17 protein-coding genes are annotated in these 23,788 nt (G+C 68.4%); 12 read left to right on the top strand and 5 right to left on the bottom strand.

The window, feature by feature from the left end; translation table 11 throughout:
* Together ACI2KI_RS16780 and ACI2KI_RS16775 are read right to left on the bottom strand one after the other, a co-directional pair.
* Positions 1–1,145 (bottom strand): HAMP domain-containing protein (locus ACI2KI_RS16780; protein WP_404621918.1); only part of this gene is annotated, 1,145 nt, incomplete at its 3' end.
* Between the two features lie 34 nt (positions 1,146–1,179).
* Positions 1,180–1,902 (bottom strand): TorF family putative porin, encoded by a 723-nt coding sequence (locus tag ACI2KI_RS16775; protein ID WP_404621916.1) that lies wholly within the window; start codon positions 1,900–1,902, stop codon positions 1,180–1,182.
* 465 nt (positions 1,903–2,367) lie between these two features.
* On the opposite strand from ACI2KI_RS16775, the gene ACI2KI_RS16770 reads away from it, so the two are divergent.
* The 3 genes from ACI2KI_RS16770 (at position 2,368) to ACI2KI_RS16760 (ending at position 5,866) form a co-directional block, all read left to right on the top strand.
* Positions 2,368–3,747 (top strand): sensor histidine kinase, encoded by a 1,380-nt coding sequence (locus ACI2KI_RS16770; RefSeq protein WP_404621914.1) that lies wholly within the window; start codon positions 2,368–2,370, stop codon positions 3,745–3,747.
* Positions 3,744–4,349 carry a response regulator FixJ gene (fixJ, locus tag ACI2KI_RS16765; protein WP_292083554.1) on the top strand — a complete coding sequence of 202 codons (606 nt, stop codon included), beginning with the start codon at positions 3,744–3,746 and terminating at the stop codon, positions 4,347–4,349. The genes ACI2KI_RS16770 and fixJ overlap by 4 nt, the downstream gene beginning before the upstream one ends.
* A gap of 71 nt (positions 4,350–4,420) precedes the next feature.
* Complete coding sequence (locus ACI2KI_RS16760; RefSeq protein ID WP_404621912.1) at positions 4,421–5,866, top strand: NAD-dependent succinate-semialdehyde dehydrogenase; 1,446 nt, start codon at positions 4,421–4,423, stop codon at positions 5,864–5,866.
* A gap of 6 nt (positions 5,867–5,872) precedes the next feature.
* Here ACI2KI_RS16760 and ACI2KI_RS16755 read toward each other — a convergent pair whose 3' ends face one another.
* The gene (locus ACI2KI_RS16755; RefSeq protein WP_404621910.1) at positions 5,873–6,031 is read right to left on the bottom strand and encodes a hypothetical protein; all 159 of its coding nucleotides are present in this window, start codon (positions 6,029–6,031) and stop codon (positions 5,873–5,875) included.
* A gap of 265 nt (positions 6,032–6,296) precedes the next feature.
* Between ACI2KI_RS16755 and ACI2KI_RS16750 the strand changes: the two genes are divergently transcribed.
* Together ACI2KI_RS16750 and ACI2KI_RS16745 are read left to right on the top strand one after the other, a co-directional pair.
* Complete coding sequence (locus ACI2KI_RS16750; RefSeq protein WP_404621922.1) at positions 6,297–7,952, top strand: MFS transporter; 1,656 nt, start codon at positions 6,297–6,299, stop codon at positions 7,950–7,952.
* A gap of 98 nt (positions 7,953–8,050) precedes the next feature.
* On the top strand, positions 8,051–11,431 hold the full coding sequence (locus tag ACI2KI_RS16745; RefSeq protein ID WP_404621908.1) for a PAS-domain containing protein: 3,381 nt from the start codon (positions 8,051–8,053) through the stop codon (positions 11,429–11,431).
* A gap of 160 nt (positions 11,432–11,591) precedes the next feature.
* Here ACI2KI_RS16745 and ACI2KI_RS16740 read toward each other — a convergent pair whose 3' ends face one another.
* Complete coding sequence (locus ACI2KI_RS16740) at positions 11,592–12,206, bottom strand: response regulator (protein ID WP_404621906.1); 615 nt, start codon at positions 12,204–12,206, stop codon at positions 11,592–11,594.
* Between the two features lie 172 nt (positions 12,207–12,378).
* On the opposite strand from ACI2KI_RS16740, the gene ACI2KI_RS16735 reads away from it, so the two are divergent.
* The 7 genes from ACI2KI_RS16735 (at position 12,379) to alaS (ending at position 22,985) form a co-directional block, all read left to right on the top strand.
* Positions 12,379–13,734, top strand: a complete 1,356-nt coding sequence (locus ACI2KI_RS16735; RefSeq protein ID WP_404621904.1) for a DcaP family trimeric outer membrane transporter — start codon at positions 12,379–12,381, stop codon at positions 13,732–13,734.
* A 24-nt stretch (positions 13,735–13,758) separates the two neighbouring features.
* Positions 13,759–15,696 carry an acetate--CoA ligase gene (gene acs, locus ACI2KI_RS16730; RefSeq protein ID WP_404621902.1) on the top strand — a complete coding sequence of 646 codons (1,938 nt, stop codon included), beginning with the start codon at positions 13,759–13,761 and terminating at the stop codon, positions 15,694–15,696.
* Positions 15,697–15,821: 125 nt separating this feature from the next.
* Positions 15,822–16,571, top strand: a complete 750-nt coding sequence (locus ACI2KI_RS16725; protein ID WP_404621900.1) for an SDR family NAD(P)-dependent oxidoreductase — start codon at positions 15,822–15,824, stop codon at positions 16,569–16,571.
* Positions 16,572–16,809: 238 nt separating this feature from the next.
* Positions 16,810–18,321: a CHAD domain-containing protein gene (locus ACI2KI_RS16720; protein ID WP_404621898.1), complete on the top strand. Its 1,512-nt coding sequence runs from the start codon at positions 16,810–16,812 to the stop codon at positions 18,319–18,321.
* Between the two features lie 144 nt (positions 18,322–18,465).
* Entirely contained in the window at positions 18,466–19,545 is a 1,080-nt protein-coding gene (gene recA / locus ACI2KI_RS16715; protein WP_404621896.1) for a recombinase RecA, read from the top strand.
* A 179-nt stretch (positions 19,546–19,724) separates the two neighbouring features.
* Complete coding sequence (gene rraA / locus ACI2KI_RS16710) at positions 19,725–20,207, top strand: ribonuclease E activity regulator RraA (RefSeq protein WP_404621894.1); 483 nt, start codon at positions 19,725–19,727, stop codon at positions 20,205–20,207.
* A gap of 132 nt (positions 20,208–20,339) precedes the next feature.
* Complete coding sequence (alaS, locus tag ACI2KI_RS16705; protein WP_404621892.1) at positions 20,340–22,985, top strand: alanine--tRNA ligase; 2,646 nt, start codon at positions 20,340–20,342, stop codon at positions 22,983–22,985.
* A gap of 170 nt (positions 22,986–23,155) precedes the next feature.
* Here the strand turns inward: alaS and ACI2KI_RS16700 are convergent, their stop codons facing one another.
* Entirely contained in the window at positions 23,156–23,722 is a 567-nt protein-coding gene (locus ACI2KI_RS16700) for a DUF2939 domain-containing protein (protein WP_404621890.1), read from the bottom strand.
* Between the last annotated feature and the right edge of the window lie 66 nt (positions 23,723–23,788).

Below are 23,788 nucleotides of genomic sequence, written 5' to 3'. Positions count from 1 at the left end.
GCGGCGGTTTCCTCCAGCGAGGCCGCCTGCTGCTCGGTGCGGCGCGACAGGTCGTCGGAGGCCTGGCTGATCTCGCTCGAACCCGAACGGATGGCGGCGACGTTGGTCACCACCACGGCCACGGCCTGTTCCAGCTGCGAAATGGCGGCGTTGAAGTCGGTCTTCAGCTGTTCAGCCTTGGGCGCGACCTGGACGGTCATGCGGTGGGTCAGGTCGCCGCCGGCCATGGCTTGCAGGCCCTCGGCCAGAGCCGTGATGGCGACGCGGTCTTCCTCGGCCGCCTTGGCCTTCTCGGCCTCGACGCGAGCGCGCTCGTCCTCGGCGGCCTGGCGCTGGGCCACGGCCTCGGCTTCCAGACGGGCGTTGGCGATGGCCGCGTCCTTGAAGGCCGTGACGGCCGAGGCCATCTGGCCGACTTCGTCCTTGCGGCCCATGGCCGGAACGATGATCGAGGTGTCGCCGCCGGCCAGACGACGCATGGCCGAGGTCATCGACAGCAGCGGCTTGCCCAGCAGGTTGGTCAGCAAGAAGGCCATGGCGGCGGCGATGATCAGGGCCAGGACGACCCCGCCGATCAGCACCATTCGCACCGACTTGGCGACCGAATCCTGGATCTCGCCGTAGACACGGCTCTGCTGCGACTTTTCATCGACGAGGGTCTCGAGCGCGTCCTCGGCCGGGCTGATGTATTTGTCGGCCACGCCTTCGCGGCCGACCATGGCCACGGCCTGGGCCTGGGTCGCCGGGTCAGCGGAGAGGACGCGGCCCGCCTCGACGACGTTCTTGGCCCAATCGTCGGCGGCGACGCGCGCCGCGCGGACTTCCTCCTCGCTGGAGCGATCCAGCTGGGCGATCCGGTCCAGGCTCTTGTTGAAGTTCTCCCGGTGCGCGCTCAGTCGCTCCAGATAGTAGCCGTCGCTCGACAGCAGGAAGCCGCGATAGCTGCTTTCCTGGCGCGCCAGGTAGAATTTGGCCGTTTCGGCTTCACGCTGCACGGCCGACGCCCGCACCCGGTCCATGCGCGCTTTTTCCAGCGCATTGACCTGTGCGAACACCGTCACGCCCATGGCGACGATGGCCAGGATGACGACGGCGAAGGCCGCCATCAGTTTCCGCTCGATCTTCAGATCGCTCAACATGCTCATTGGTCTTCCCCCCGGAACTTTCTGTTCAATCGGCTCAGAGCGCGAACGTCAGGGCGCCCACCAGGCGGCCGTCGTAGTTCTCGCCCAGGGCGTGGCTGTCGGTGTCGTACCAGCGCAGGTCCAGCGCCAGTTTCTCGGTCAACTTGTGTTTCACGCCGACATTCCAGGCGGCGTATTCGGCGCCGCCGTCGGCGGTGCGGTCAGCGATGGCGGCGGAGGCCTTGGTCTTCGGACCGACCGAAACCGTGCCCTGGACCTCGATCCACCAGGCTTCCTTGGTCGCGGCGAAACCGTCGGGCGTATAGTTGACGCGCAGGCGGGTGCTGACCGGGCCGATCTTGCGCGAGGCGTCGGCCTGGTATTCCCAGTAGTTGGCGTCGACGCCGGCGCGGGTGCCCGGCAGGTCGCGGTTCACCACCGAGAAGTCGAACTTGTAGCCGGCCGCCTCGGGGCGCCAGCCGACGGCGCTGACGATCTCGGCGTCCGAGCCTTGCGACAGCTTGGCGGTGGAGACGAAGACGTTGGCGTAGAAGGCTCCGGAGGAGACTTCGACCGTGCCGTTGACGCTGGGATCCCCGGCGCTCTTGCCCAGACCCTTGCCGACATATTGGCTGGCGACGCCGACCTGGGCGCTGAAATCCGGAGCTTCAATGGAATGCGCCTGGGCGGCGCCGGCGCCCATCGCGGCGCTCAGGCCGACGAGAAGCGGGATGATGACGGCGCCGTTCTGGCGCTTAACGCAACGCTGTTCGAGCATTTTTACCTCAGTGATCATGAGGCTTTTCTGGCCGAACAACCGTAGATTTTTGTAAATCAGGAACTACGTAGAAATCCGCATCCTGTCAGAATTTGCCCATTCGACTCCCTGCGGAACCCAGGCCTTGGACCATGCCGGCGAGACAAAAGGGAACATCCTTAACGGCCGACAACCATTTTTACAGTAACCGCCATTTTTTTGCCGCCATACAGCTCGGCAACACGCCATCAGGATTAAGCAAGCGCACAGAAGCTCATGGTTAATGACCGGTTTGCGAAATGTGCGACCTATGTATAGAAGGCGCGCCTCGGCGAGATTCTGTAGATTGCACCTCCACAGCTTACCGTTCAGCAATCCAGAAGCGTGAGGAGAGATCCCATTCAATCGGCGATAGATAGCCTTCTGTCTCTCGCAAGCGCCGTATCGCGTCGGCGTTGGAGCGGGATCGCGCTGGCGATCATCGCGGTGGGCGGGGCGGTCGGCTTCAGAAGCCTGCTCGAAGGCCTGGGACAGTTCTACTATCTCCCCATGGTGCCGGCGGTCCTGATCACCGCCATACTGGCCCGGCGCATCGCCACCGGCCTGGCCATCGCCCTGTCCATCGCCGTCAACCTGACCCTGGTGCCGCGCGAAAGCCTGACCGACGCCCTGACCAACGCCCTGCTGTTCGCGGCGGTGTCATGGATTCTCGCGGAAGTCTGCTGGGCCATGCGCGCCATGCAGGATCGCACCCGCGACCTGTCCCGACAGCTGGCGGCCAAGGACGTCATGCTCAACACCGCCCTGGCCTCGGTGCCTGTGGTGACGTTGAACGCCGAGGGCGAGGTGCGCCACCTGAGCCCCGCCGCCTCCACCCTGTTCGGCCTCAACGAAGCCGCGGCCGTCGGCAGGCCCTTCTCCGAGCTGGCGTCAGGCTTCGATGTCGCGGCGATCCTCGGGTCCGGCGCGACCGGCGGGGCGCTGGAAGCCAGGGACGGCCACTGGACCGGCCTGCGTCCCGACGGTGCGACCTTTCCGTTGAGCATTCAGTTCGGCGTGGCGTCGGACCCGATCGGCGACACTCATGTGGCCCTGTGCCTGACCGATCTCAGCCGATGGCATGCGGCCGACGCCCAGGCCCGCGAATTGCACGCCCAGTTGAACAAGGTCTGGCGCCTCAACTCGCTCGGCGAGATGGCCGCCACCCTGGCCCATGAACTGAACCAGCCGCTGAGCGCCGCCGCCACCTATCTGCACGCCAGCCAGGTGGACATGGAGAAGGCTGGAGCCTTGGGCGGCAGCGCCCTGCGCACCGTCGAACTGGCCAAGGGCCAGCTGTTGCGCGCCGGCAAGATCATTCGACGGATGCGCGAGCTCCTGTCGCCGGAAGCGCGCCGCCTGGACAGCGAGCGCGCCTCTTCCATGGTCGAGGACCTGGGCCCCATCCTGACGATGATCGGCTCCAGCAAGGGCGTCGCCATTCGCATGGAGGTCGAGACCGGGAACGACCGCGTCCGGGCCGAGCGAATCCAGTTCCAGCAGGCCATGGTCAACCTGGTCCGCAATGCGGTCGAGGCCGTCGGCGAGCACGCCGCGCCCGAGGTGGTCATCGTCGGTCGCCCGACTTCGGACACGCACTATCGCATCAGCGTCGAGGACAACGGCCCCGGCATCGCCGAAGACCAGATCGAGCGGATCTTCCAGCCGCTGACCACCACCAAGACCGGCGGCATGGGGTTGGGCCTGTCCGTCACCCGCACCATTGTCGAAAGCCACGGCGGACGACTGCAAGTCTCGAGAAGCGCGTTGGGGGGCGCGGCCTTCTCGTTCACCCTCAACCGAGAATCGAGCGTCGAGAACGCATGAGCCTCCACTCCGTCTTCATCATCGACGACGACGCCGCCGTCCGCGATTCCCTGCTGATGCTGCTGCGCGGCGAAGGCATCCGGGCGCGCGGCTTCGCCAGCGGCGTCGACTTCTTCAAGAACCTGCCTGAAGACGCCACCGCCTGCGTCATCACCGACGTGCGGATGCCCGACATGGAAGGCGATGAAGTCGTTCGCCGCCTGACTCAACTGCGCGGCGCCGCCTGGCCCGTCATCGTCATCACCGGCCACGCCGACGTGCCGATGGCGGTGCAGATGATGAAGGCCGGCATCGTCGACTTCATCGAAAAGCCCTTCGATCCGCGCCGCCTGATCGAGACCGTGCGCGGCTGCCTGACGCGGCTGAACGCCGTCGGTCATGAGCAGGCGACCCGTGCCGCCGCCGAGCAGCGCCTGACCCGCCTGACCCCGCGCGAACGTCAGGTCTTCGACGCCCTGATCCACGGACATTCGAACAAGGCCATCGCCCTGGACCTGGACATCAGCCCGCGCACGGTCGAGGTCTTCCGCGCCAAGGTCATGGCCAAGATGGAGGCGGACAGCCTGTCGGCCCTGGTCCGCATGGGATTGGCGCTGGGCTAGGCGTTTCGTCGTCTTGCAGCCGTAGGCCTAGCGGCGCGTTATGACGGCTCCCCATGCGTCAGGAGCCGCCCATGTCCGATCCCGCCCGCCTGCTTCGTCATCAGGCCTATGTCGACGGCCGCTGGGTCGACGCCGACAGCGGCGCGTCTTTTGAAGTGACCAACCCGGCGACGGGCGAGGTGCTGGCCGCTGTGCCCGACATGGGCGCGGCCGAGACCCGGCGCGCCGTCGCCGCCGCCGAGGCCGCCATGAAGCCCTGGGCCGCGAAGACGGCGGGCGACCGGGCGCGCGTCCTGCGCCGCTGGTTCGACCTGATGATGAGCGAACAAGAGGCGCTGGGCCGCCTGCTGACCCGCGAACAGGGCAAGAGCCTGACCGAGGCCAAGGGCGAGATCGCCTATGCCGCCGGCTTCATCGAATGGTTCGCCGAGGAGGGTAAGCGCACCTATGGCGAGGTCATCCCGACCTATGACGCCGGCAAGCGGTTGATGACGCTGCGCCAGCCGATCGGCGTGGTCGGGGCCATCACCCCGTGGAACTTCCCGGCCGCCATGATCACCCGCAAGGTCGGCCCGGCCCTGGCGGCCGGATGCGCCGTGGTGCTGAAGCCCGCCAGCCAGACGCCGTTGACGGCCCTGGCCCTGGCGGTGCTGGCCGAGGAGGCCGGCCTGCCGCCCGGCCTGTTCAACGTCGTCACCGGCTCGGCCTCGGTCATCGGCGGCGAGCTGACGTCCAATGAGGCGGTGCGCAAGATCAGCTTCACCGGCTCGACCGAGATCGGCCGTCTGCTGATGAAGCAGTCGTCGGACACCATCAAGAAGATGAGTCTGGAGCTGGGCGGCAACGCCCCCTTCCTGGTCTTCGACGACGCCGACGTGGACGCGGCGGTGGCGGGGGCCGTCGCCTCCAAGTATCGCAACGCGGGCCAGACCTGCGTCTGCACCAACCGCTTCTATGTGCAGGCCGGGGTCCACGACGAATTCGTCGCCAAGCTGACCAAGGCCACTGAGGCCCTGAAGGTCGGAAACGGCCTGGACGAGGGCGTCCAGATCGGCCCCCTGATCGACGAGAAGGCGGTCAGGAAGGTCGAGGAACACGTCGCCGACGCCCTGGCCAAGGGCGCGAGCCTGCTGACCGGCGGCCAGCGTCACGCCCTGGGCATGACCTTCGTCCAGCCGACCGTCCTGTCGGGCGTCACCCAGGACATGAAGATGTGCCGCGAGGAGACCTTCGGCCCCGTCTCCGGCGTCGTCCGTTTCGAAACGGAAGAGGAAGGGATCGCCCTGGCCAACGACACCATCTTCGGTCTGGCCGGCTACTTCTACGCCCGCGACCTGAGCCGCGTCTGGCGCGTGGCCGAGGCGCTGGAGACCGGCATGATCGGCATCAACACCGGCCTGATCTCCACCGAGGTCGCGCCCTTCGGCGGGATCAAGCAGTCGGGCCAGGGCCGCGAAGGCTCCAGCCACGGCATCGAGGACTACCTCGAGATCAAATACCTCTGCATGGGGCTGTAGGCCCGATCAGTCCTCGGACGGCTCGGTCTCGTCCTCGCCCTCCGCGCGGCCGGCGGCCTTGGCGGCGCGCTTGGCGGCCTTGGCTTCGGCCTTGGCCTCGGCCTTCTTGGCCTCGGCGCGCTCGCGCTCCTGACGTTCAAAGCTGTAGTTGGGCTTACGGGCCATGGATGTCCTCTCGCGCCGGGGTCGCCGAACGGCGACGTCAGGTCTTCATGTGATGCCTGTCGCGGTCCACGACAACACGGAAACGCCCTAACGTCCCAGATTTCGCACCCCACACGGACGATAGACGCCGTTCGACCAAAGTCGCTCTCTCCAAAGCCCGCGACCTGCTGTCACTCTGCCTTTCGACGATCCGGCAACAGGATCGCGAGGAAACGGCCGCGACACGCGGCTCTAAAGGAAGGGACTGCCCATGACCGACCGCACCATGAGTGCGGCGGAGGGCGCGGAGCACACGGTCGACAAGAACGACCGGCTGGTGATCCTTGCGTCGTCCGTCGGCACCGTCATCGAATGGTACGACTTCTATCTCTACGGCTCGCTGGCCGCGATCATCTCCGCCCAGTTCTTCTCGGGCGTGAACGAGACCACCGGCTTCATCTTCGCCCTGATGGCCTTCGCCGCCGGTTTCGCGGTGCGTCCGTTCGGGGCCATCGTCTTCGGCCGCATGGGCGACCTGTGGGGGCGCAAGAACACCTTCCTCGTCACCATGCTGCTGATGGGCCTGTCGACCTTCGTGGTCGGCCTGCTGCCGCCCTATGCCGCCATCGGCATCGCCGCGCCGATCATCCTGGTGCTCATGCGCCTGATCCAGGGTCTGGCGCTCGGCGGTGAATACGGCGGAGCCGCCACCTACGTCGCCGAGCACGCCCCGCACGGCAAGCGCGGCTTCTACACCTCCTTCATCCAGATCACCGCCACCGTGGGCCTGTTGCTCAGCCTGATGGTCATTCTGGGCGTCCGCTTCGTCATCGGCGAGGAAGCCTTCGTCAGCTGGGGCTGGCGCATCCCCTTCATCGTCTCGATCCTGCTGCTGGGCGTGAGCCTGTGGATCCGCCTGAAGCTGTCGGAAAGCCCCGCCTTCAAGCGCATGAAGGCCGAAGGCAAGGGCTCGACCACGCCGCTGAAGGACAGCTTCATGAAGTGGCCGAACCTGAAGCTGGTGCTGATCGCCCTGTTCGGCCTCGCCGCCGGTCAGGCCGTGGTCTGGTACACCGGTCAGTTCTACGCCCTCTTCTTCCTCGAGAAGACGCTGAAGGTCGATCCGGCCCTGTCGAACATCCTGATCGCCGCCGCCCTGGCGCTGGCGACGCCCTTCTTCGTCTTCTTCGGCTGGCTGTCGGACAAGATCGGCCGCAAGCCCATCATCCTGATCGGCTGCCTGCTGGCCGCCCTGACCTACTTCCCGCTGTTCAACGCCCTGACGGGCGCGGCCAACCCGCGCCTGGCCGCCGCCGCCGCCTCGGCGCCGGTCACCGTCTACGCCGACCCGGCCGACTGCCACTTCCAGTTCGACCCGGTGGGCAAGACCGTCTTCAACAGTTCGTGCGACATCGCCAAGACCCACCTGGCCAAGGCCGGCGTCACCTATGTCAACGAGGCCGCCCCCGCCGGAACCGTGACCCAGGTCCGCATCGGTGAACGCGTGGTCGAGAGCTTCAACGGCAAGGTCCTGGCCAAGGCCGACTTCGACGCCCAGAAGAAGGCGTGGGACACCGGCCTGACCGCCGCCCTGACCGAGGCCGGCTATCCGGCCAAGGCCGACAGCGCCCTGGTCAACAAGCCCCTGGTGATCGGCATCCTGTTCCTGCTGGTCCTCTATGTGACCATGGTCTACGGCCCGATCGCCGCCGCCCTGGTCGAGATGTTCCCGACCAAGGTGCGCTACACCTCCATGTCCCTGCCCTATCACATCGGCAACGGCTGGTTCGGCGGCTTCCTGCCGACCACGGCCTTCGCCATGGTCGCGGCCACGGGCAACATCTACTACGGCCTCTGGTATCCCATCGCGATCGCGGTGCTGACCCTGATCATCGGCGTGCTCTTCGTGAAGGAAGGCAAGGACGTGAACATCCACGACTGAGGTCGATAAGCTTCGCCAACCTGCAGGGGCGGTCCGGTTTCCGGCCGCCCCTCTTTTTGTTCTTGTCCCCCAGCCCCGCTCCGTCCCAGATGCCGGTCATGTTCAGCCTCGCGACCCTGGCCCTCGTGGCCGCCTATATGGCGACCCTGTTCGCGGTCGCCTGGTGGTACGAACGCCCGTCGATCAAGACGCGCGGCGGGGCGCTGGGGCCATCGCTCTACGCCCTGTCGCTGGCCATCTACTGCACGTCGTGGACCTATTACGGGGCGGTGGGGACGGCGGCGCGGTCGGCCTGGGAATACCTGCCCATCTACATCGGCCCGGCGCTGGGGGTGACGGTCCTGTTTCCACTGTGGAAGCGGATCGCGGCGGCGGCCCGGCGCGAGAACGTCGGCTCGATGGCCGACTTCATCTCCTCGCGCTACGGCAAGAGCCCGGCGCTCGGCGCGGCGGTCGCCGCCGTCGCCATCCTGGGGTCCCTGCCCTACATCGCCCTGCAGCTGAAATCCCTGTCCATGGCGGGCGAGATGCTGACCGAGGGGACGCCGGTCGCCGGTTCCGAGAGCCTGACGGTGCTGGTCATGGCCGGGGTGCTGGCCGGGTTCGCCATCCTGTTCGGCGCGCGCCGTCCCGACCTGACCGAGCATAACCGCGGCCTGATCCAGGCCATCGGCATCGAGTCCATCGTCAAGCTGACGGCCCTGCTGGCCGTGGCCGTCTTCGCCCTGATGCTGCTGGCGCGCGCGCCAGCCTCTGCGGACGTGACCGCCAGCCTCGGCGATCTGGCGCGCTGGCCCGATCTGGACGGGCGCTTCTGGGCCATCACCCTGGTGGCGACGCTCGCCATCTTCTGCCTGCCGCGACAGTTCCACGTCGCCTTTGTCGAGGGCGGCGATCCGGCCCAGATGCGGCGCGCGCGCTGGATCTTTCCCGTCTATCTGCTGCTGACCAGTCTGGCGGTCCTGCCCCTGGTGGCGGCGGGCGGCCTGTTCGCGCCCGAGGTCAATCCCGACCTGCTGGTGCTGGCCCTGCCGTTGAACAGCGGGCAGTCGGCCCTGACGGCCATCGTCTTCGTCGGCGGCTTCTCGGCGGCGACGGCCATGGTCATTGTCGAGGCCGTGGCCCTGTCGGCCATGGTGTCCAACAATCTGGTCCTGCCGCTATTGGCCGCCGAGCGCCGTCGTCGCGGCGAACGGGCGGGCGACATGGCGCGCGCCATCCTGAACATCCGCCGGGTGGCCATCGTCGCCCTGCTGCTCATGGCCTGGCTCTATTATCAGGCCATGGACCAGTCCAGCGGCCTGGCGGCCATGGGGCTGGTGTCCTTCGCCGCCCTGGCCCAGCTGGCGCCGGCCCTGTTCGGCGCCGTGCTGTGGCGCGGCGGGCGCTCAAGAGGAGCCCTGGCGGGGCTGGCGGTCGGCATGACCGTCTGGCTGGTCATGCTGGCGGCGCCGCAGCTGGCGCCCGGGTTTGGTCTGAACATCCCGGCCGTGCTGGGGCTGAGCGATCCGTTCGCGGCGGGGGTCTTCCTCAGTCTGGCGCTGAACCTCGTGGTCTTCGTCGCCGTCTCCAGGCTGGGGACGCCGCGCCTGATCGACCGGGTTCAGGCCCGCGCCTTCGTCGACCGGCTGGGGCCGGACTGGATGGAGGGGCGCGGCGCCTCCGCCGGGGCCTCGGTCGGCGACCTCAAGGCCCTGGTCGCCCGCTTCATCGGCGACGAACGGGCCGAGCGCGCCTTCGTCGCCTGGTCGCGCGAGACCGACCAGAAGCTGCGCGACGCCGACCCGGCCGAGGCCGGTCTGGCCCGCGCCGCCGAGCGGATGCTGGCGGGGGCCGTCGGCGCCGCCTCGGCCCGGCGCGTCATCGCCGCCGCCCTGGCCGCCGGGGGGCGCGCGCCCGAGGACGTGGTGCGGATGCTCGACGAGGCCTCGCAGGCCGTCCAGTTCAACCGCGACCTGCTGCAGACCACGCTCGACAACATCGATCAGGGCGTCAGTGTGGTGGACGAGGACCTGCGCCTGACCGCCTGGAACCGGCGCTATGTCGAGATGTTCGACCTGCCCGCCGGCTTCGTCCACGTCGGCCTGCCCATCGCCGCCGTCTATCGCCTGAACGCCGAGCGGGGCGAGACCGACGCGGACGCCGGCGATATCGATGCCTGGATCGAACGGCGGCTGGAGGCTCTCGCGCGCCGCATCCCCCACGACCATGAGCGCGAGCAGCCCGACGGCCGCATCCTGCGTTCCTCCGGCGCCCCCATCCCCGGCGGGGGCTACGCCACGAGCTACACCGACATCACCGCCCTGCGCCGCGCCGCCCGCGATCTGGAGGAGGCCAACGAGCGGCTGGAGGCCCGCGTCGCCGACCGCACCGAACGGCTCGAAGAAGCCCGCCGTCTGGCCGAGGACGCAACCGCCTCCAAGACCCGCTTCCTCGCCGCCGCCAGCCACGACCTGTTGCAACCCTTGCACGCCGCGCGCCTGTTCATCGCCGCCCTGAAGGAGGAGCCGGCGCTGGCGGCGGGATCGCCCGGACGCGGGCTGGCCACCAACGCCGACCGCTCCATCGACAGCGCCCACCGCCTGCTGACGGCGCTGTTGAACCTGTCCAAGCTGGAGGCGGGCGGGGTCCAGCCCGCCGTGGCTCCCCTCTCGCTGGACGCCCTGTTCGCCGAGTTGCGCCGCGAGTTCGCCCCCATGGCCCGCGCCAAGGGCCTGCGGCTGACGGTCATGCCGTCCGGCCTGTGGGTCGCCTCGGACCACGATCTGCTGCGCTCCATGTTGCAGAACCTGACCGCCAACGCCATCCGCTACACCGACCGGGGCCGGGTTCTGGTCGGCGCCCGGCGCGACGGCGACACGGTGCAGATGCTGGTCTGCGACACCGGGCGCGGCATTCCCGACGCCGACCGTGAAAACGTCTTCGGCGAGTTCGTCCGCCTGCCCGGCGCCCCGGTGGATGAGCCCGGCGCCGGTCTGGGGCTGGCCATCGTGCAGAAGCTGTCGGACCTGCTGCGCCATCCGCTGTCGATGGCGTCGCGCGTCGGGCGCGGCACCACCTTCCGCGTCAGCGCCCCGCGCGCCGCCGCCCAGGTCGTGATCGCCCCCCTCGCCGAGGGCGACGCCCGCCTGCCTCTGGCGGGGCTGCGGGTGCTGTGCGTGGACAACGAACCGGCCATCCTCGACGCCCTGACCGCCCTGCTGAGCCGCTGGGGCGCCCAGACGACGACGGCGCGCACCGTGGCCGACGGCATCGCGGCGGCGGGGCCGTTCGACGCGGCCCTGGTGGATCTGCATCTGGGCGACGGGGCGGACGGGCTGACGGTCGTCCACGCCCTGCGCGCGCGGGGCCTGCGCCGCATCGGGCTTGTCACCGCCGACACCCGCGAGGGCCTGAAGGAGACCGCGACGGCGGCCGGCGCGACCCTGCTGCCCAAGCCGGTCAAGCCGGCGGCGCTGAAGGCGTTTCTGTCGCGTTGATCAGAATTCTCCCTCCCACTTGGGGGAGGGTGGTCGCGAAGCGACCGGGTGGGGAGGGCGTGGCGATGCTGGGCGCCACGCTTGATTTGCCGAAGCGCCCCCACCCGTCTGACGCTGCGCGTCAGCCACCCTCCCCCAAGTGGGAGGGAGAGACAACGCGTTAGAGGTCGATCGACTGCGCCAAAATCACCGCCTGGGTGCGGTTGTGGACGCCCAGCTTGCGGAAAACGCTGGTCAGGTGGGCCTTGATGGTGGCCTCGGTGACGCCGAGGTCGAAGGCGATCTGCTTGTTCAGGCGCCCGGCTCGCAGCCCCTCGAGAATGCGCAGTTGCGACGGCGTCAGGCTGGCGATGCGGGCTTCCAGATCGCCCTCCCCGGCCCCGGGCTCGCCGACGTCAGGGGCCCAGCTATCGCCCGACAGGATGACGGCGATGGCCTCGACCATGACCGGCAGGGCGGCGGACTTGGGGATGAAGCCGGCGGCGCCGAGGGTCAGGGCGCGGCGCACGGTCGGCGGCTCCTCGCTGGCCGAAACCACGGCGACCGGCACGGCGGGGTGGTCGGCGCGGATGCGGGTCAGGCCCGCCATGCCCTCGCTGTCCGACAGTTTCAGGTCCAGCAGCAGCAGGTCGGTCGCCCCGTCAGCCAGGGCGGTCTGAACCTCGGCGAGGCTGGCGCATTCCGCAATCACGGCGCCGGGCGCGGCCTTTTCGACGGCCGATCTCAACGCCGCCCGAAACAGAGGGTGGTCGTCGGCGACGACGATGCGATCCATGAAAATCCTTCCCGCGCGCGGTTCTTTTTCGGGTCGAGGCCGCGCTGTGACGACACCATGCCGCGCCTCGACTTTGGTCGAAACTAGACCAATGGCTAATGGCCGCAAACCGCCCTCGCGCGGAATGCTGCCGTCTCGAGGTTCGCATCAGATGAACCCGGGAGGACATGACATGGGAAGATTCCGTCTGCTCGGCGGCGCGGCTGCGGCTGCGCTCCTGTTCGCGCCCGGCGCCGTCTGGGCCCAGGACGCCAATGCGGCCCTCGAGGCGCGCATCGCCCAGCTCGAAGCCGAGCTGAACAGTCTGAAATCCGAGGTCGCCGCCGCGCGCACGCAGCAGAGCGCCCAGTCCCAGGCCATGGCCCAGGACATCATCCGTCTGGAGGCCCGCCCCGCCGCCACCCCGGTCTCGGCCCCTGCTCAGCGCGAAGAAGGCTTCCGCATCGGCGACCACACCGTGAAGTTCGGCGGCTTCGTCAAGGTCGACGCCATGGCGTCCCGCTATTCCGGCGGCGATCCGGCCAACGGCGACGCGCTGCGCGACTACCACCTGCCCGGCTCCATCCCGGTCGGCGGCGCCGACGAGGATACGGCGATGGACTTCAACGCCCGTCAGACCCGTTTCTGGCTGACCACCGACGGTCTGGTCGGCGGCCATAAGGTCGGCACCCGGCTGGAGATGGACTTCCAGAGCCTGCCCGGAACCGGCGACCAACGCATCACCAGCGCCTCCACCCCCGCCCTGCGCCGGGCCTTCGTCACCATCGACAACTGGCTGATCGGTCAGGAGTGGACCAATTTCCAGAACACCGCCGTCCTGCCGGAATCGGCCGACTTCGTCGGCGCCGCCGAGGGCACGGTCTTCGCCCGCCAGGTCCAGATCCGTTACACGCGCGGTCCCTTCTCGATCGCGGTCGAGAACCCCGAGACCACCGTCACCCCCTTCGGCGGCGGAACCCGCGTCATCGCCGACGACAACAGCCTGCCCGACCTGACGGCCCGCTACGCCCTCAGCCGCCCCTGGGGCGACATCCAGTTCGCGGGCCTGCTGCGTCAGCTGAAGTATGAGAACCCGGTCAGCGCCGTCGACGACACGGCTGTCGGCTGGGGCCTGTCGGCCTCGGCCAAGGTCAAGGTCGGCGCCCAGGACGACCTGCGCTTCATGCTGTCGGGCGGCGAGGGCGTGGGCCGCTATCTGGGGCTCAACTTCTCCAACGACGCCGTGCTGGACGGCTCGGGCCAGTTGGACGCCATCGGCGTGGTCGCCGGCTTCGCCGCCTATCGCCACGTCTGGACGCCGGGCTGGCGCTCCAGCCTGATCTGGTCGGCGCAGAAGGTGGACAATGACGTCCTGCTGACCGGGACCGGCGCCAACCGCTCGGCGCAAAGCCTGCACGCTAACCTGATCTGGTCGCCGGTCACGGCGTTTGATGTCGGGGCCGAACTGATGTTCGCTGACCGCAAGCTGGAGTCGGGACTGGACGGCGACATGACCCGTCTGATCCTGTTCGCCAAATACGGCTTCTAAAACAAGAAACTGGGAGGAAAGCGCGTGTCTGATCCGGAAATCTATCCCGTCCCCGCCGACCTGGCCGCCCGCGCCCACATGGACCGCGACGCCTATGACGCGGCCCGGATCGCGGCGCGCGAAACGCCGGAAGCCTACTGGGGCGAACAGGCCAAGCGCCTCGACTGGATGACCTTCCCGTCGAAGATCAAGGATGTGTCGTTCAACAAGGAAGACTTCCGCATCCGCTGGTTCGAGGACGGGGTGCTGAACGTCTCGGCCAACTGCATCGACCGCCACCTGCCGCACCGTGAAAACGACACGGCCATCATCTGGGAAGGCGACGAACCGACCGACAGCGAGCGCGTCACCTACGGCCAACTTCATGAACGCGTCTGCCGCATGGCCAATGTGCTCAAGGCCAACGGCGTCCGCAAAGGCGACCGCGTCACCATCTATCTGCCCATGATCCCCGAGGCCGCCTACGCCATGCTGGCCTGCGCCCGCATCGGCGCGGTCCACTCGGTCATCTTCGGCGGCTTCTCGCCCGACAGCATCGCCGGGCGCATCGAGGACTGCGGCTCGACCTTCGTCATCACCGCCGACGAGGGCTGCCGCGGCGGCAAGAAGGTGCCGCTGAAAGCCAATGTCGACAAGGCGCTGGAAAAGGTCGCGGGCGTGGACGGCGTCCTGCTGATCCGCCACACCGGCGCGGACGTGGGCTTCATCGAGGGCCGCGACCGGGACTATGAGACCGAGGCCGCCAAGGTCACGACCCATTGCCATCCCGAGCCGATGCAGGCCGAGGATCCCCTGTTCATCCTCTACACCTCCGGTTCGACCGGCAAACCCAAGGGCGTGCTGCACACCACCGGCGGCTATCTGTTCTGGGCCAGCTACACCCACGAACTGGTCTTCGATTACCGTCCCGGCGAGGTCTTCTGGTGCACCGCCGACGTGGGCTGGGTGACGGGCCACTCCTATGGCGTCTACGGCCCCCTGGCCAACGGGGCCACGACCCTGTTGTTCGAGGGCGTGCCCAACTATCCGAGCGTCAGCCGCTTCTGGGAGGTCATCGATAAGCACAAGGTCGAGATCTTCTATACCGCCCCCACGGCCCTGCGCTCGCTGATGCGCGAAGGCGACGCGCCGGTGAAAACGACCAGCCGCAAGAGCCTGCGCCTGCTGGGCAGCGTCGGCGAGCCGATCAACCCCGAGGCCTGGCGCTGGTATCACGAGGTGGTCGGCGACGGCCGCCTGCCCATCGTCGACACCTGGTGGCAGACCGAAACCGGCGGCGTGCTGATCTCGCCCCTGCCGGGCGCCACCGACCTCAAGCCCGGCTCGGCCACCAAGCCCCTGCCGGGCGTCGAGCTGCAGATCGTGGACGCCGAAGGCGGGGTTCTGGAGGGCGCGACCGAGGGCAACCTGTGCATCACCGACAGCTGGCCGGGCCAGATGCGCACCGTCTATGGCGATCACCAGCGCTTCTTCGAGACCTATTTCTCGACCTATCCGGGCAAGTATTTCACCGGCGACGGCTGCCGCCGCGACGCCGACGGCGACTACTGGATCACCGGCCGGGTCGATGACGTCATCAACGTCTCGGGCCACCGCATGGGCACGGCCGAGGTCGAGAGCGCCCTGGTCCTGCACGACATCGTGGCCGAGGCGGCGGTCGTCGGCTTCCCCCACGACATCAAGGGTCAGGGCATCTACGCATACGTGACCCTGGTGCGCGGCGTGGAGGCCACCGAGGCCCTGCGCAAGGAACTGGTCGCCCACGTCCGCACCGAGATCGGCCCCATCGCCGCCCCCGACGTGATCCAGTGGGCGCCGGGCCTGCCCAAGACCCGATCCGGCAAGATCATGCGGCGCATCCTGCGCAAGATCGCCGAAAACGAACTGGGCGCCCTGGGCGATGTCTCGACCCTGGCCGACCCTTCCGTCGTCGACGACCTGGTGAAGAACCGGGCCGCCTGACGACCTTCCCCCGCTCTCCCCGGAGCAAGCGGCCGGCGTTCCTGAAAGGGGGCGTCGGCCGTTTCGTCATTTGAGCCTGGGCTGCGGCGGCGCTAGACAGCCCCGACAGCGAACAGGAGCAGACCATGAGCCGAACCGTCCTCATCACCGGCGCCACGGCGGGCATCGGACAGGCGGCGGCGCGCCGCTTCGCCTCGGCGGGCTGGAAGATAATCGCCACCGGCCGCCGCGCCGAGCGTCTGGACGAACTGGTCGCCGAACTGGGCGCGGACGTGGTCCATCCCCTCGTCTTCGACATCCGCGACGAAGCCGCCATCGACGCGGCCCTGGACGCCCTGCCCGAGAGCTTTGGCGACATCGACGTCCTGATCAACAACGCCGGGCTGGCGCTGGGGACCGCCGCCGCCCAGGACGCCGATCTGGATCAGTGGCGTCAGATGATCGACACCAACATCACCGGTCTGGTGACCATCACGCGCCGTCTGCTGCCGCGCCTGATCGCGCGCAAGGGCGCCATCCTGAACATCAGCTCGGTGGCCGCGACCTATCCCTACAAGGGCGGCAACGCCTATGGCGGCACCAAGGCCTTCGTGCGCCAGTTCTCGCTGGGCCTGCGCTCGGACCTGCACGGCACCGGGGTGCGCGTCACCTCCATCGAGCCCGGCATGACCGAGACCGAGTTCACCCTGGTCCGCACCAGCGGCGATCAGGCGGCGTCGGACGCCCTCTACGGCGGCGCCCAGCCGATGACCGGCGCGGACATCGCCGAGACCCTGTTCTGGGTCGCGACCCTGCCGCCGCACCTGAACATCAACGCCCTGGAGCTGATGCCGGTCAGCCAGTCGTTTGCGGGCTTCCAGGTAGCGCGGGACTGAGGTCTTCAATCCTCCCCCGTTTACGGAAGAGGGGGACCGCCGCAGGCGGTGGAGGGGGCGGATGCAAACGCCCCCTTCCGACAGGTGACCCGCGCCGCGCCGTGCACTTTCAAAGGCAACACCCGCCCTTGCCCCCTCCACCATGCTGCGCATGATCCCCCTCCCCCGCTACGCATGGGAGGATCGCCCACGAGCTTCGCCGCTTCCGGGATGACCGCGAGGGGCCTAGAATAGCCCCATGGCCTCGCCCGCAACCGAAACCGAACTGAAGTTCCGGCTCGGACCGGGCGCGGTCGTGCGCCTGTCGGGGCATCCGGCGCTGCAAGGGCCGCAGACCAGCCAATCCCTGAGCTCGGTCTATTTCGACACTCCCGACGGCGTCCTGCGCGCGGCGGGGTGCGGCCTGAGGGTTCGCGCCACGCCGGACGGCTTCGTCCAGACCCTGAAGCGCCAGATCGCCCCCGGCCAGACCGCCCGCGACGAATGGGAGGGTCCCGTCGCCTCGGAGGCGCTGGACCGTGCCGCGCTCAAGGCCACGCCCGCCCACAAGCTGCTGAAAGGCCGCCGCCGCGACCTGTCGCCCCGCTTCGCCACCACCGTCGTCCGCCGGATCCGCATGGTCGATTGGGAGGGCGCCCGGATCGAGGTCGCCTTCGACGCCGGCGAACTGTCCGCCGGAGAGCGCCGCGAACCCATCTACGAACTGGAGCTGGAGTTGAAGGCGGGTGCCCCCGCCGCCCTCTTCAGCCTCGCCCGTCGGCTGGCGCGCGACCTGGCCATCGTCCCGGTGTTCGAGAGCAAGGCCGAGCGCGGCTGGCGGCTGGCAGATGGCCAGAGCCGCAGCCCCCGCCGCGCCGTCGCCACGCCCCTGTCGCCCGACGCCACGACGGTCGAGGCCTTCCGCCGCATCGCCATGGCCTGTCTGGGCCAGGTCTCGGCCAACGCCGAACTGCTGCGGATCGTGCGCCGTCCCGAGGCCGTGCATCAGATGCGCGTGGGCCTGCGCCGCCTGCGCGCCGCCGTCGGGGTCTTCAAGCCCCTGCTGGCCGAGGCGGAGCGCGAACGCATCGAGACCGAACTGAAATGGCTGGCGCACGAGGCCGACGCCGCTCGCGATCTGGATGTCTTCATCCAAGACGTCTTCCACCCGACCGCCCTGGCGGCCCCCTCGCCCGGCCTCGCGGCTCTGGGCCGTCACCTGCTGACCGCACGAGGTCAGGCCTATGACCGCGTTCTGACGGCCATCGCCTCGCCCCGCTACGCCCTGCTGATGCTGGAGACGACCGCCTGGATCGAGACGGCGGCCCTGCCTGACGAACCGGTCGCCCCCTTCGCCGCCGAGGCGCTCAGCCGCCTGCATCGTCAGGTCGAGAAACGCGCCCGCGACCTGACCGATCTGGACCCCGAGGCCCGGCATCACCTGCGCATCCGCGCCAAGCGCCTGCGCTACGCCGCCGAGTTCTTCTGCGACCTGTTTTCCGCCCGTCGCCGCCGCGCCCGCTATCTGAAATCCCTGGAAAGGCTGCAGGACCGGCTCGGCGAACTGAACGACCTGGCCGTGGCGCGCGACCGCATCCCCGGCGAGGCCCGCCTGGACGATCCTAAGATCGCCTTCGCCGCCGGGCGCGTCATCGGTCGGCGCGAGCGCGACGAGGCTGCGCTTCTGGCCCTCGCGCTCAAGGCCTGCGGACGTTTCCACGACGCCAGGCCCTTCTGGACCGGGCGCCGATCACGTCAGAAACGGTCGTAGATCGCATTTTGTTCTCGGCACGCAAATGAGAACATCTTGTGAACCAGAACAAACCATGCACATAGTCCGTCTCACAGAGGGAGCGGGTCCTGGCGGGTCTCTCCCAAAGCCCAGAATGGAATCATGGCAAGGGAGAGAAAACCAATGGCACAGGCGGCATTGAAGCTCGTGGGTAAAGAAGACGGCGAAAAGCAACGCGCTCTTGAGGCGGCGATCGCGCAGATCGATCGCGCTTTCGGCAAGGGCTCGGTGATGAAACTCGGCAAGGCCGGGGTGGTGGCCGAGATCGAAAGCGTCTCGACCGGTTCGCTGGGACTGGACATGGCGCTCGGCATCGGCGGCCTGCCGGTCGGGCGGGTGATCGAGGTGTTCGGCCCCGAATCCTCGGGCAAGACGACGCTCGCCCTGCACACCGTGGCCGAGGTCCAGAAGAAGGGCGGCGTGGCCGCCTTCGTCGACGCCGAGCACGCGCTGGACCCGGTCTACGCCCAGAAGCTGGGCGTCAACCTCGACGACCTGCTGGTGTCGCAACCCGACGCCGGCGAACAGGCCCTGGAGATCGTCGACACCCTGGTGCGCTCGGGCGCCGTGGACATCGTGGTAGTGGACTCGGTCGCGGCGCTTACGCCCCGCGCCGAAATCGAAGGCGAGATGGGCGACAGCCTGCCCGGCCTTCAGGCCCGCCTGATGTCGCAGGCCCTGCGCAAGCTGACGGCCTCGATCTCCAAATCGAAGTGCATCGTCCTCTTCATCAACCAGATCCGTCACAAGATCGGCGTCATGTACGGCTCGCCGGAAACGACGACGGGCGGCAACGCGCTGAAGTTCTACGCCTCGGTCCGCCTCGACATCCGCCGCACCGGCGCGATCAAGAACCGCGACGAGGTCGTCGGCAACACCACCCGCGTCAAGGTGGTCAAGAACAAGGTCGCCCCGCCGTTCCGCGAGGTCATCTTCGACATCATGTACGGCGAGGGCATCTCCAAGATCGGCGAGATCATCGACCTGGGCGTCAAGGCCAACATCATCGAGAAGTCAGGCTCCTGGTTCTCCTACGACTCAACGCGCATCGGTCAGGGCCGTGAGAACGCCAAGGAATTCCTGAAGAACAATCCCGACATGGCGCTCGCCATCGAGAAGGCCGTGCGCCAGTCCACGGCCAAGATCGCCGACGACATGCTGGGCGCGCCCGAGCCCGACGAAGGTCAGGACATGGAGGGCTGATCCAGCCGCTCCAATAGAGCTTCCGTCCGTCGTCCCCGCGACCCGCCTACCGACCCCGCGGGGTCGGTCGGACGGAGCCGGCCCGCCCGAGCAATCGGGCGGGCCTCTTTTTTGGCCCAACGGGTTGTTCGGCGTGCGGGCCTCCGGGCAAACTTCACCCTCAAGCCCCGGAGCCTCCCATGATCCCCGCCACCGCCGACCTCTGCGACGCCCACCCCGAAACGGTGAAGGTCTGCCACATCCCCTTCCGCAGCTTCGGCCACGTCGCGGCCTTCTGCGGCCCGATCCGCACCCTCAGCGTGCTGGACGACAACGCCTTGGTCCGACAGGCGCTGGAGCGCCCCGGCCACGGCGCGGTGCTGGTGGTCAACGGCGGCGGCTCGCTGAAACGCGCCCTCGTGGGCGACAACCTGGCGACCCTGGCCCTCGACAACGGCTGGGCCGGGATCGTGGTCCACGGCGCGATCCGCGACAGCGGCGTCATCGACACCATGCCGGTAGGCATCAAGGCCGTCGGGACCACTCCCCTGCGCGCCGACCGCGACGCCATCGGCGAAATCGACATCCCCACCGCCTTCGGCGGCGTCATCTTCACCCCCGGCGACTGGCTCTACGCCGACGCGGACGGGGTCATCGTCGCGCCGCATCGCCTGCACGATTAGAGCCCGCCGGGCGGGAAAAGCGCGCCCCGGCGCGCACGATCACGCGCCGGTGATGCGCTCGGCGCAAAATCCCTATATGACGCCCGTTCCGATATTCTCCCCGCGCGCCCGAATTCCTTAGAGCGATACGCCATGACCAGCCTGAAACAGATCCGCTCCACCTTCCTCGACTACTTCGCGGCCGACGGCCACGAGAAGGTGCAGTCGGCTCCGCTGGTGCCGCAGAACGACCCGACCCTGCTGTTCGTCAACGCGGGCATGGTGCCGTTCAAGGACTACTTCACGGGCGGCGCGACCCCGCCCTACAAGCGCGCCACCAGTTCGCAGAAGTGCGTCCGCGCCGGCGGCAAGCACAACGACCTGGACAACGTCGGCTACACCGCGCGTCACCACACCTTCTTTGAAATGCTGGGCAACTTCTCGTTCGGCGACTACTTCAAGGACCACGCCATCGAGAGCGCATGGACCCTGCTGACCAGGGAGTTCGGCCTGGACCCTGCGCGCCTGCTGGTCACCGTCTATCACACCGACGATGAAGCCTTCGACATCTGGAAGAAGGTCACCGGCTTCGCAGACGAGAAGATCATCCGCATCCCCACGGCCGACAACTTCTGGGCCATGGGCGACAGCGGCCCTTGCGGTCCCTGCACCGAGATCTTCTACGACCACGGCGACCACATCTTCGGCGGCCCTCCCGGTTCGCCCGATGAGGACGGCGACCGCTTCGTGGAGATCTGGAACAACGTCTTCATGCAGTACGAGAAGGAGAACGACGAGATCGTTCGCGACCTTCCCAAGCCCAGCGTCGACACCGGCATGGGTCTGGAGCGCATCGCCGCCGTCCTGCAGGGCGTCCACTCCAACTATGAAGTCGACCTGTTCAAGAGCCTGATCAACGCCTCTGAAGAACTGACCTCGACCAAGGCCGAGGGCGAGCGCGCGCCGTCGCACCGCGTCATCGCCGACCACCTGCGTTCGACCGCCTTCCTGATCGCCGACGGCGTGACCCCCTCGAACGAAGGCCGCGGCTATGTCCTGCGCCGCATCATGCGCCGCGCCATGCGTCACGCCCACCTGCTGGGCGCCGCCGACCCGCTGATGCACCGTCTGGTGCCGACCCTGGTCCAGGAGATGGGCGAGGCCTACCCCGAGCTGGGCCGCGCCCAGGCCTTCATCGAGGACACGCTGAAGCAGGAAGAGATCCGCTTCCGCACCACCCTCGGCCGCGGCATGAACCTGTTCGATCAGGCCACGACCGGCTTCAAGGCCGGCGACATGCTGGACGGCCAGACCGCCTTCACCCTCTATGACACCTACGGCTTCCCGCTGGACCTGACGCAGGATGAGGCTCGCCGTCGCGGCTTCAGCGTCAACGTCGACGGCTTCGAGGCCGCCATGGCCGAGCAACGCGACCGCTCGCGTGAGCACTGGAAGGGCTCGGGCCAGACGGCCTCGGCCGGCGCCTGGCTGGCCCTGCGCGACCAGCACGGCGGCACCGAGTTCACCGGCTATGAGTCCGAGACCAGCGAAGGCAAGGTCCTGGCCATCGTCAAGGACGGCGCCGAAGCTGCGTCCGCCGCGACCGGCGACACGGTCGAGGTCCTGCTGGACAAGACCCCCTTCTACGGTGAAGGCGGCGGTCAGGCGGGCGACAAGGGCGCCTTCGTCTGGAGCGGCGGCGAAGGCCGCGTCCTGGACACCAAGAAGCACGGCGGCGACCTGCACGTTCACACGCTGGAAGTGACCCAGGGCTCGCTGGCGACCGGCGCCGTCGTGACCGCCACGGTCGAGGAAGGCTCGCGCCCGACCACCCGCGCCAACCACTCGGCCGCCCACCTCTTCCACGCCGCCGTCAAGAACGTCCTGGGCGCCCACGTCGCCCAGAAGGGCCAGATGGTCGACGCCGAGCGCATGCGCTTCGACTTCAGCCACAACGCCCCGATGACGGACGAGGAGATCGCCCGCGTCGAGGACGAGGTGAACGCCGTCATCCGCCAGAACGTCCCGGTCACGACCGAGCTGATGACGCCCGACGCCGCCATCGCGGCCGGCGCCGTGGCCCTGTTCGGCGAGAAGTACGGCGACGAGGTCCGCGTCCTGACCATCGGCCATGCGCTGAGCGGTCCCGGCGCCTATTCGGTCGAGCTGTGCGGCGGCACCCACGTCTTCCGCACCGGCGACATCGCCCTGTTCAAGATCGTCTCGGAAGGCGGCGTGGCCGCCGGCGTACGCCGCGTCGAGGCCCTGACCGGGGACGCCGCCCGCCGCTTCCTGCTGGATCAGGCCAATGTCGCCCGTTCGCTGGCCCAGGGCTTCAAGATCCAGACCGCCGAGGTTCCGGCCCGCGTCGAGGGCCTGCAGGCCTCGGTCAAGACGCTGGAGAAGCAGGTCGCCGACCTGAAGAAGCAGCTGGCGCTCGGCGGCGGCGCGGGCGCCAATGCGGCCCCGGAAGAGATCAACGGCGTCAAGCTGATCGCTCGCGTTCTGGACGGCGTGGACGGCAAGGGCCTGCGCGGCGTGGCCGAGGACTTCAAGAAGCAGATCGGCTCGGGCGTGGTCGCCCTGGTCGGCGTCGTCGACGGCAAGGCGGCCATCACCGTCGCCGTGACGCCGGACATGGCCGGCAAGGTCAACGCCGCTGATCTGGCCCGCGACGCCGTCATCGCCATGGGCGGCAAGGGCGCCGGCGGCAAGCCCGACTTCGCCCAGGGCGGCGCGCCCGACGGATCGAAGGCCGAAGACGGCCTGAACGCCGTCCGCGCCGCGCTGAAGGGCTGATCGCCCGCACAGACTGAAACAGGAAAGGGCGGCGCACCGGATGCGCCGCCCTTTTTCTTTGGCCGATCCCCAGAGGCGGGGACCCAGTGCTTTGGGTGCAAGCACAGGCGGCCAAGGATGGTGCGTGAGGCTCTTTCTGGGTCCCCGCCTCCGCAGGGATGAGCGGGTGATTATTCCGCCTTGCTCAGATCAATCCCTGCCAGCTTCCAGCCGAACAGGTTGCGGCGTTTCATCAGCAGGGAGACCTGTTCGTCCGGCTGGTCGTCGCGGGTCAGGGTGACGGCGAAGGTGTCGAGGTCGCGGTAGCTCCAGGACTGGCGCACCTTCTTGCTCTCGGACTTGCTGTCCGGCTTCGGCCCGACCTCCGGCTCTACCTTGGCCAGGTCCGGCTTGGGCGCCTGCCCCTCCTGCACCATGGCCGAGATGGCCTGGGGCGTGACGAAGGCGTCCACGGCGCCGCTGACCAGCGCCGGCGCCAGCAGCATGCCCAGGCCCGACAGACCGCTGTCCTTCAGCCGGCTGTCCTTGCGCATCTCGCTCACCATGCGCTCGCTCAGCTCGTCTTTCAGGCTGGCGCGGAAGGCGGGAAAGTCGACCTGACGCTCCAGCGCCTGCGCGTCGCCGCTCTTGGCCGCCTGCACCAGCGAGCGCGCCGCCAGCAAGGGCGAGGCGGCGTAGGCCAGGATGAAGGCCGCCACGGCGGCGCCGCCCAGTCGAAGGATCAGTTTCTGGTTCATCGGCCCTCCCCTGCCTTACGAACGCGACGGGTCAGCGACATCTGCGACACAAACTCGAAACCCCCA

It is taken from the genome of Brevundimonas sp. NPDC046655 (assembly GCF_044901625.1).
GTDB lineage: Bacteria > Pseudomonadota > Alphaproteobacteria > Caulobacterales > Caulobacteraceae > Brevundimonas.
This window is presented reverse-complemented; position numbering and strand designations above follow the sequence as displayed.

Excerpts from the sequence above, each read along its gene's own strand:
- ACI2KI_RS16775 (WP_404621916.1), bottom strand. The coding sequence starts at position 1,902 with ATGCTCGAACAGCGTTGCGTTAAGCGCCAGAACGGCGCCGTCATCATC.
- fixJ (WP_292083554.1), top strand. The coding sequence starts at position 3,744 with ATGAGCCTCCACTCCGTCTTCATCATCGACGACGACGCCGCCGTCCGC.
- ACI2KI_RS16760 (WP_404621912.1), top strand. The coding sequence starts at position 4,421 with ATGTCCGATCCCGCCCGCCTGCTTCGTCATCAGGCCTATGTCGACGGC.
- ACI2KI_RS16755 (WP_404621910.1), bottom strand. The coding sequence starts at position 6,031 with ATGGCCCGTAAGCCCAACTACAGCTTTGAACGTCAGGAGCGCGAGCGC.
- ACI2KI_RS16750 (WP_404621922.1), top strand. The coding sequence starts at position 6,297 with ATGAGTGCGGCGGAGGGCGCGGAGCACACGGTCGACAAGAACGACCGG.
- ACI2KI_RS16745 (WP_404621908.1), top strand. The coding sequence starts at position 8,051 with ATGTTCAGCCTCGCGACCCTGGCCCTCGTGGCCGCCTATATGGCGACC.
- ACI2KI_RS16740 (WP_404621906.1), bottom strand. The coding sequence starts at position 12,206 with ATGGATCGCATCGTCGTCGCCGACGACCACCCTCTGTTTCGGGCGGCG.
- ACI2KI_RS16735 (WP_404621904.1), top strand. The coding sequence starts at position 12,379 with ATGGGAAGATTCCGTCTGCTCGGCGGCGCGGCTGCGGCTGCGCTCCTG.
- ACI2KI_RS16725 (WP_404621900.1), top strand. The coding sequence starts at position 15,822 with ATGAGCCGAACCGTCCTCATCACCGGCGCCACGGCGGGCATCGGACAG.
- ACI2KI_RS16720 (WP_404621898.1), top strand. The coding sequence starts at position 16,810 with ATGGCCTCGCCCGCAACCGAAACCGAACTGAAGTTCCGGCTCGGACCG.
- recA (WP_404621896.1), top strand. The coding sequence starts at position 18,466 with ATGGCACAGGCGGCATTGAAGCTCGTGGGTAAAGAAGACGGCGAAAAG.
- rraA (WP_404621894.1), top strand. The coding sequence starts at position 19,725 with ATGATCCCCGCCACCGCCGACCTCTGCGACGCCCACCCCGAAACGGTG.
- alaS (WP_404621892.1), top strand. The coding sequence starts at position 20,340 with ATGACCAGCCTGAAACAGATCCGCTCCACCTTCCTCGACTACTTCGCG.
- ACI2KI_RS16700 (WP_404621890.1), bottom strand. The coding sequence starts at position 23,722 with ATGAACCAGAAACTGATCCTTCGACTGGGCGGCGCCGCCGTGGCGGCC.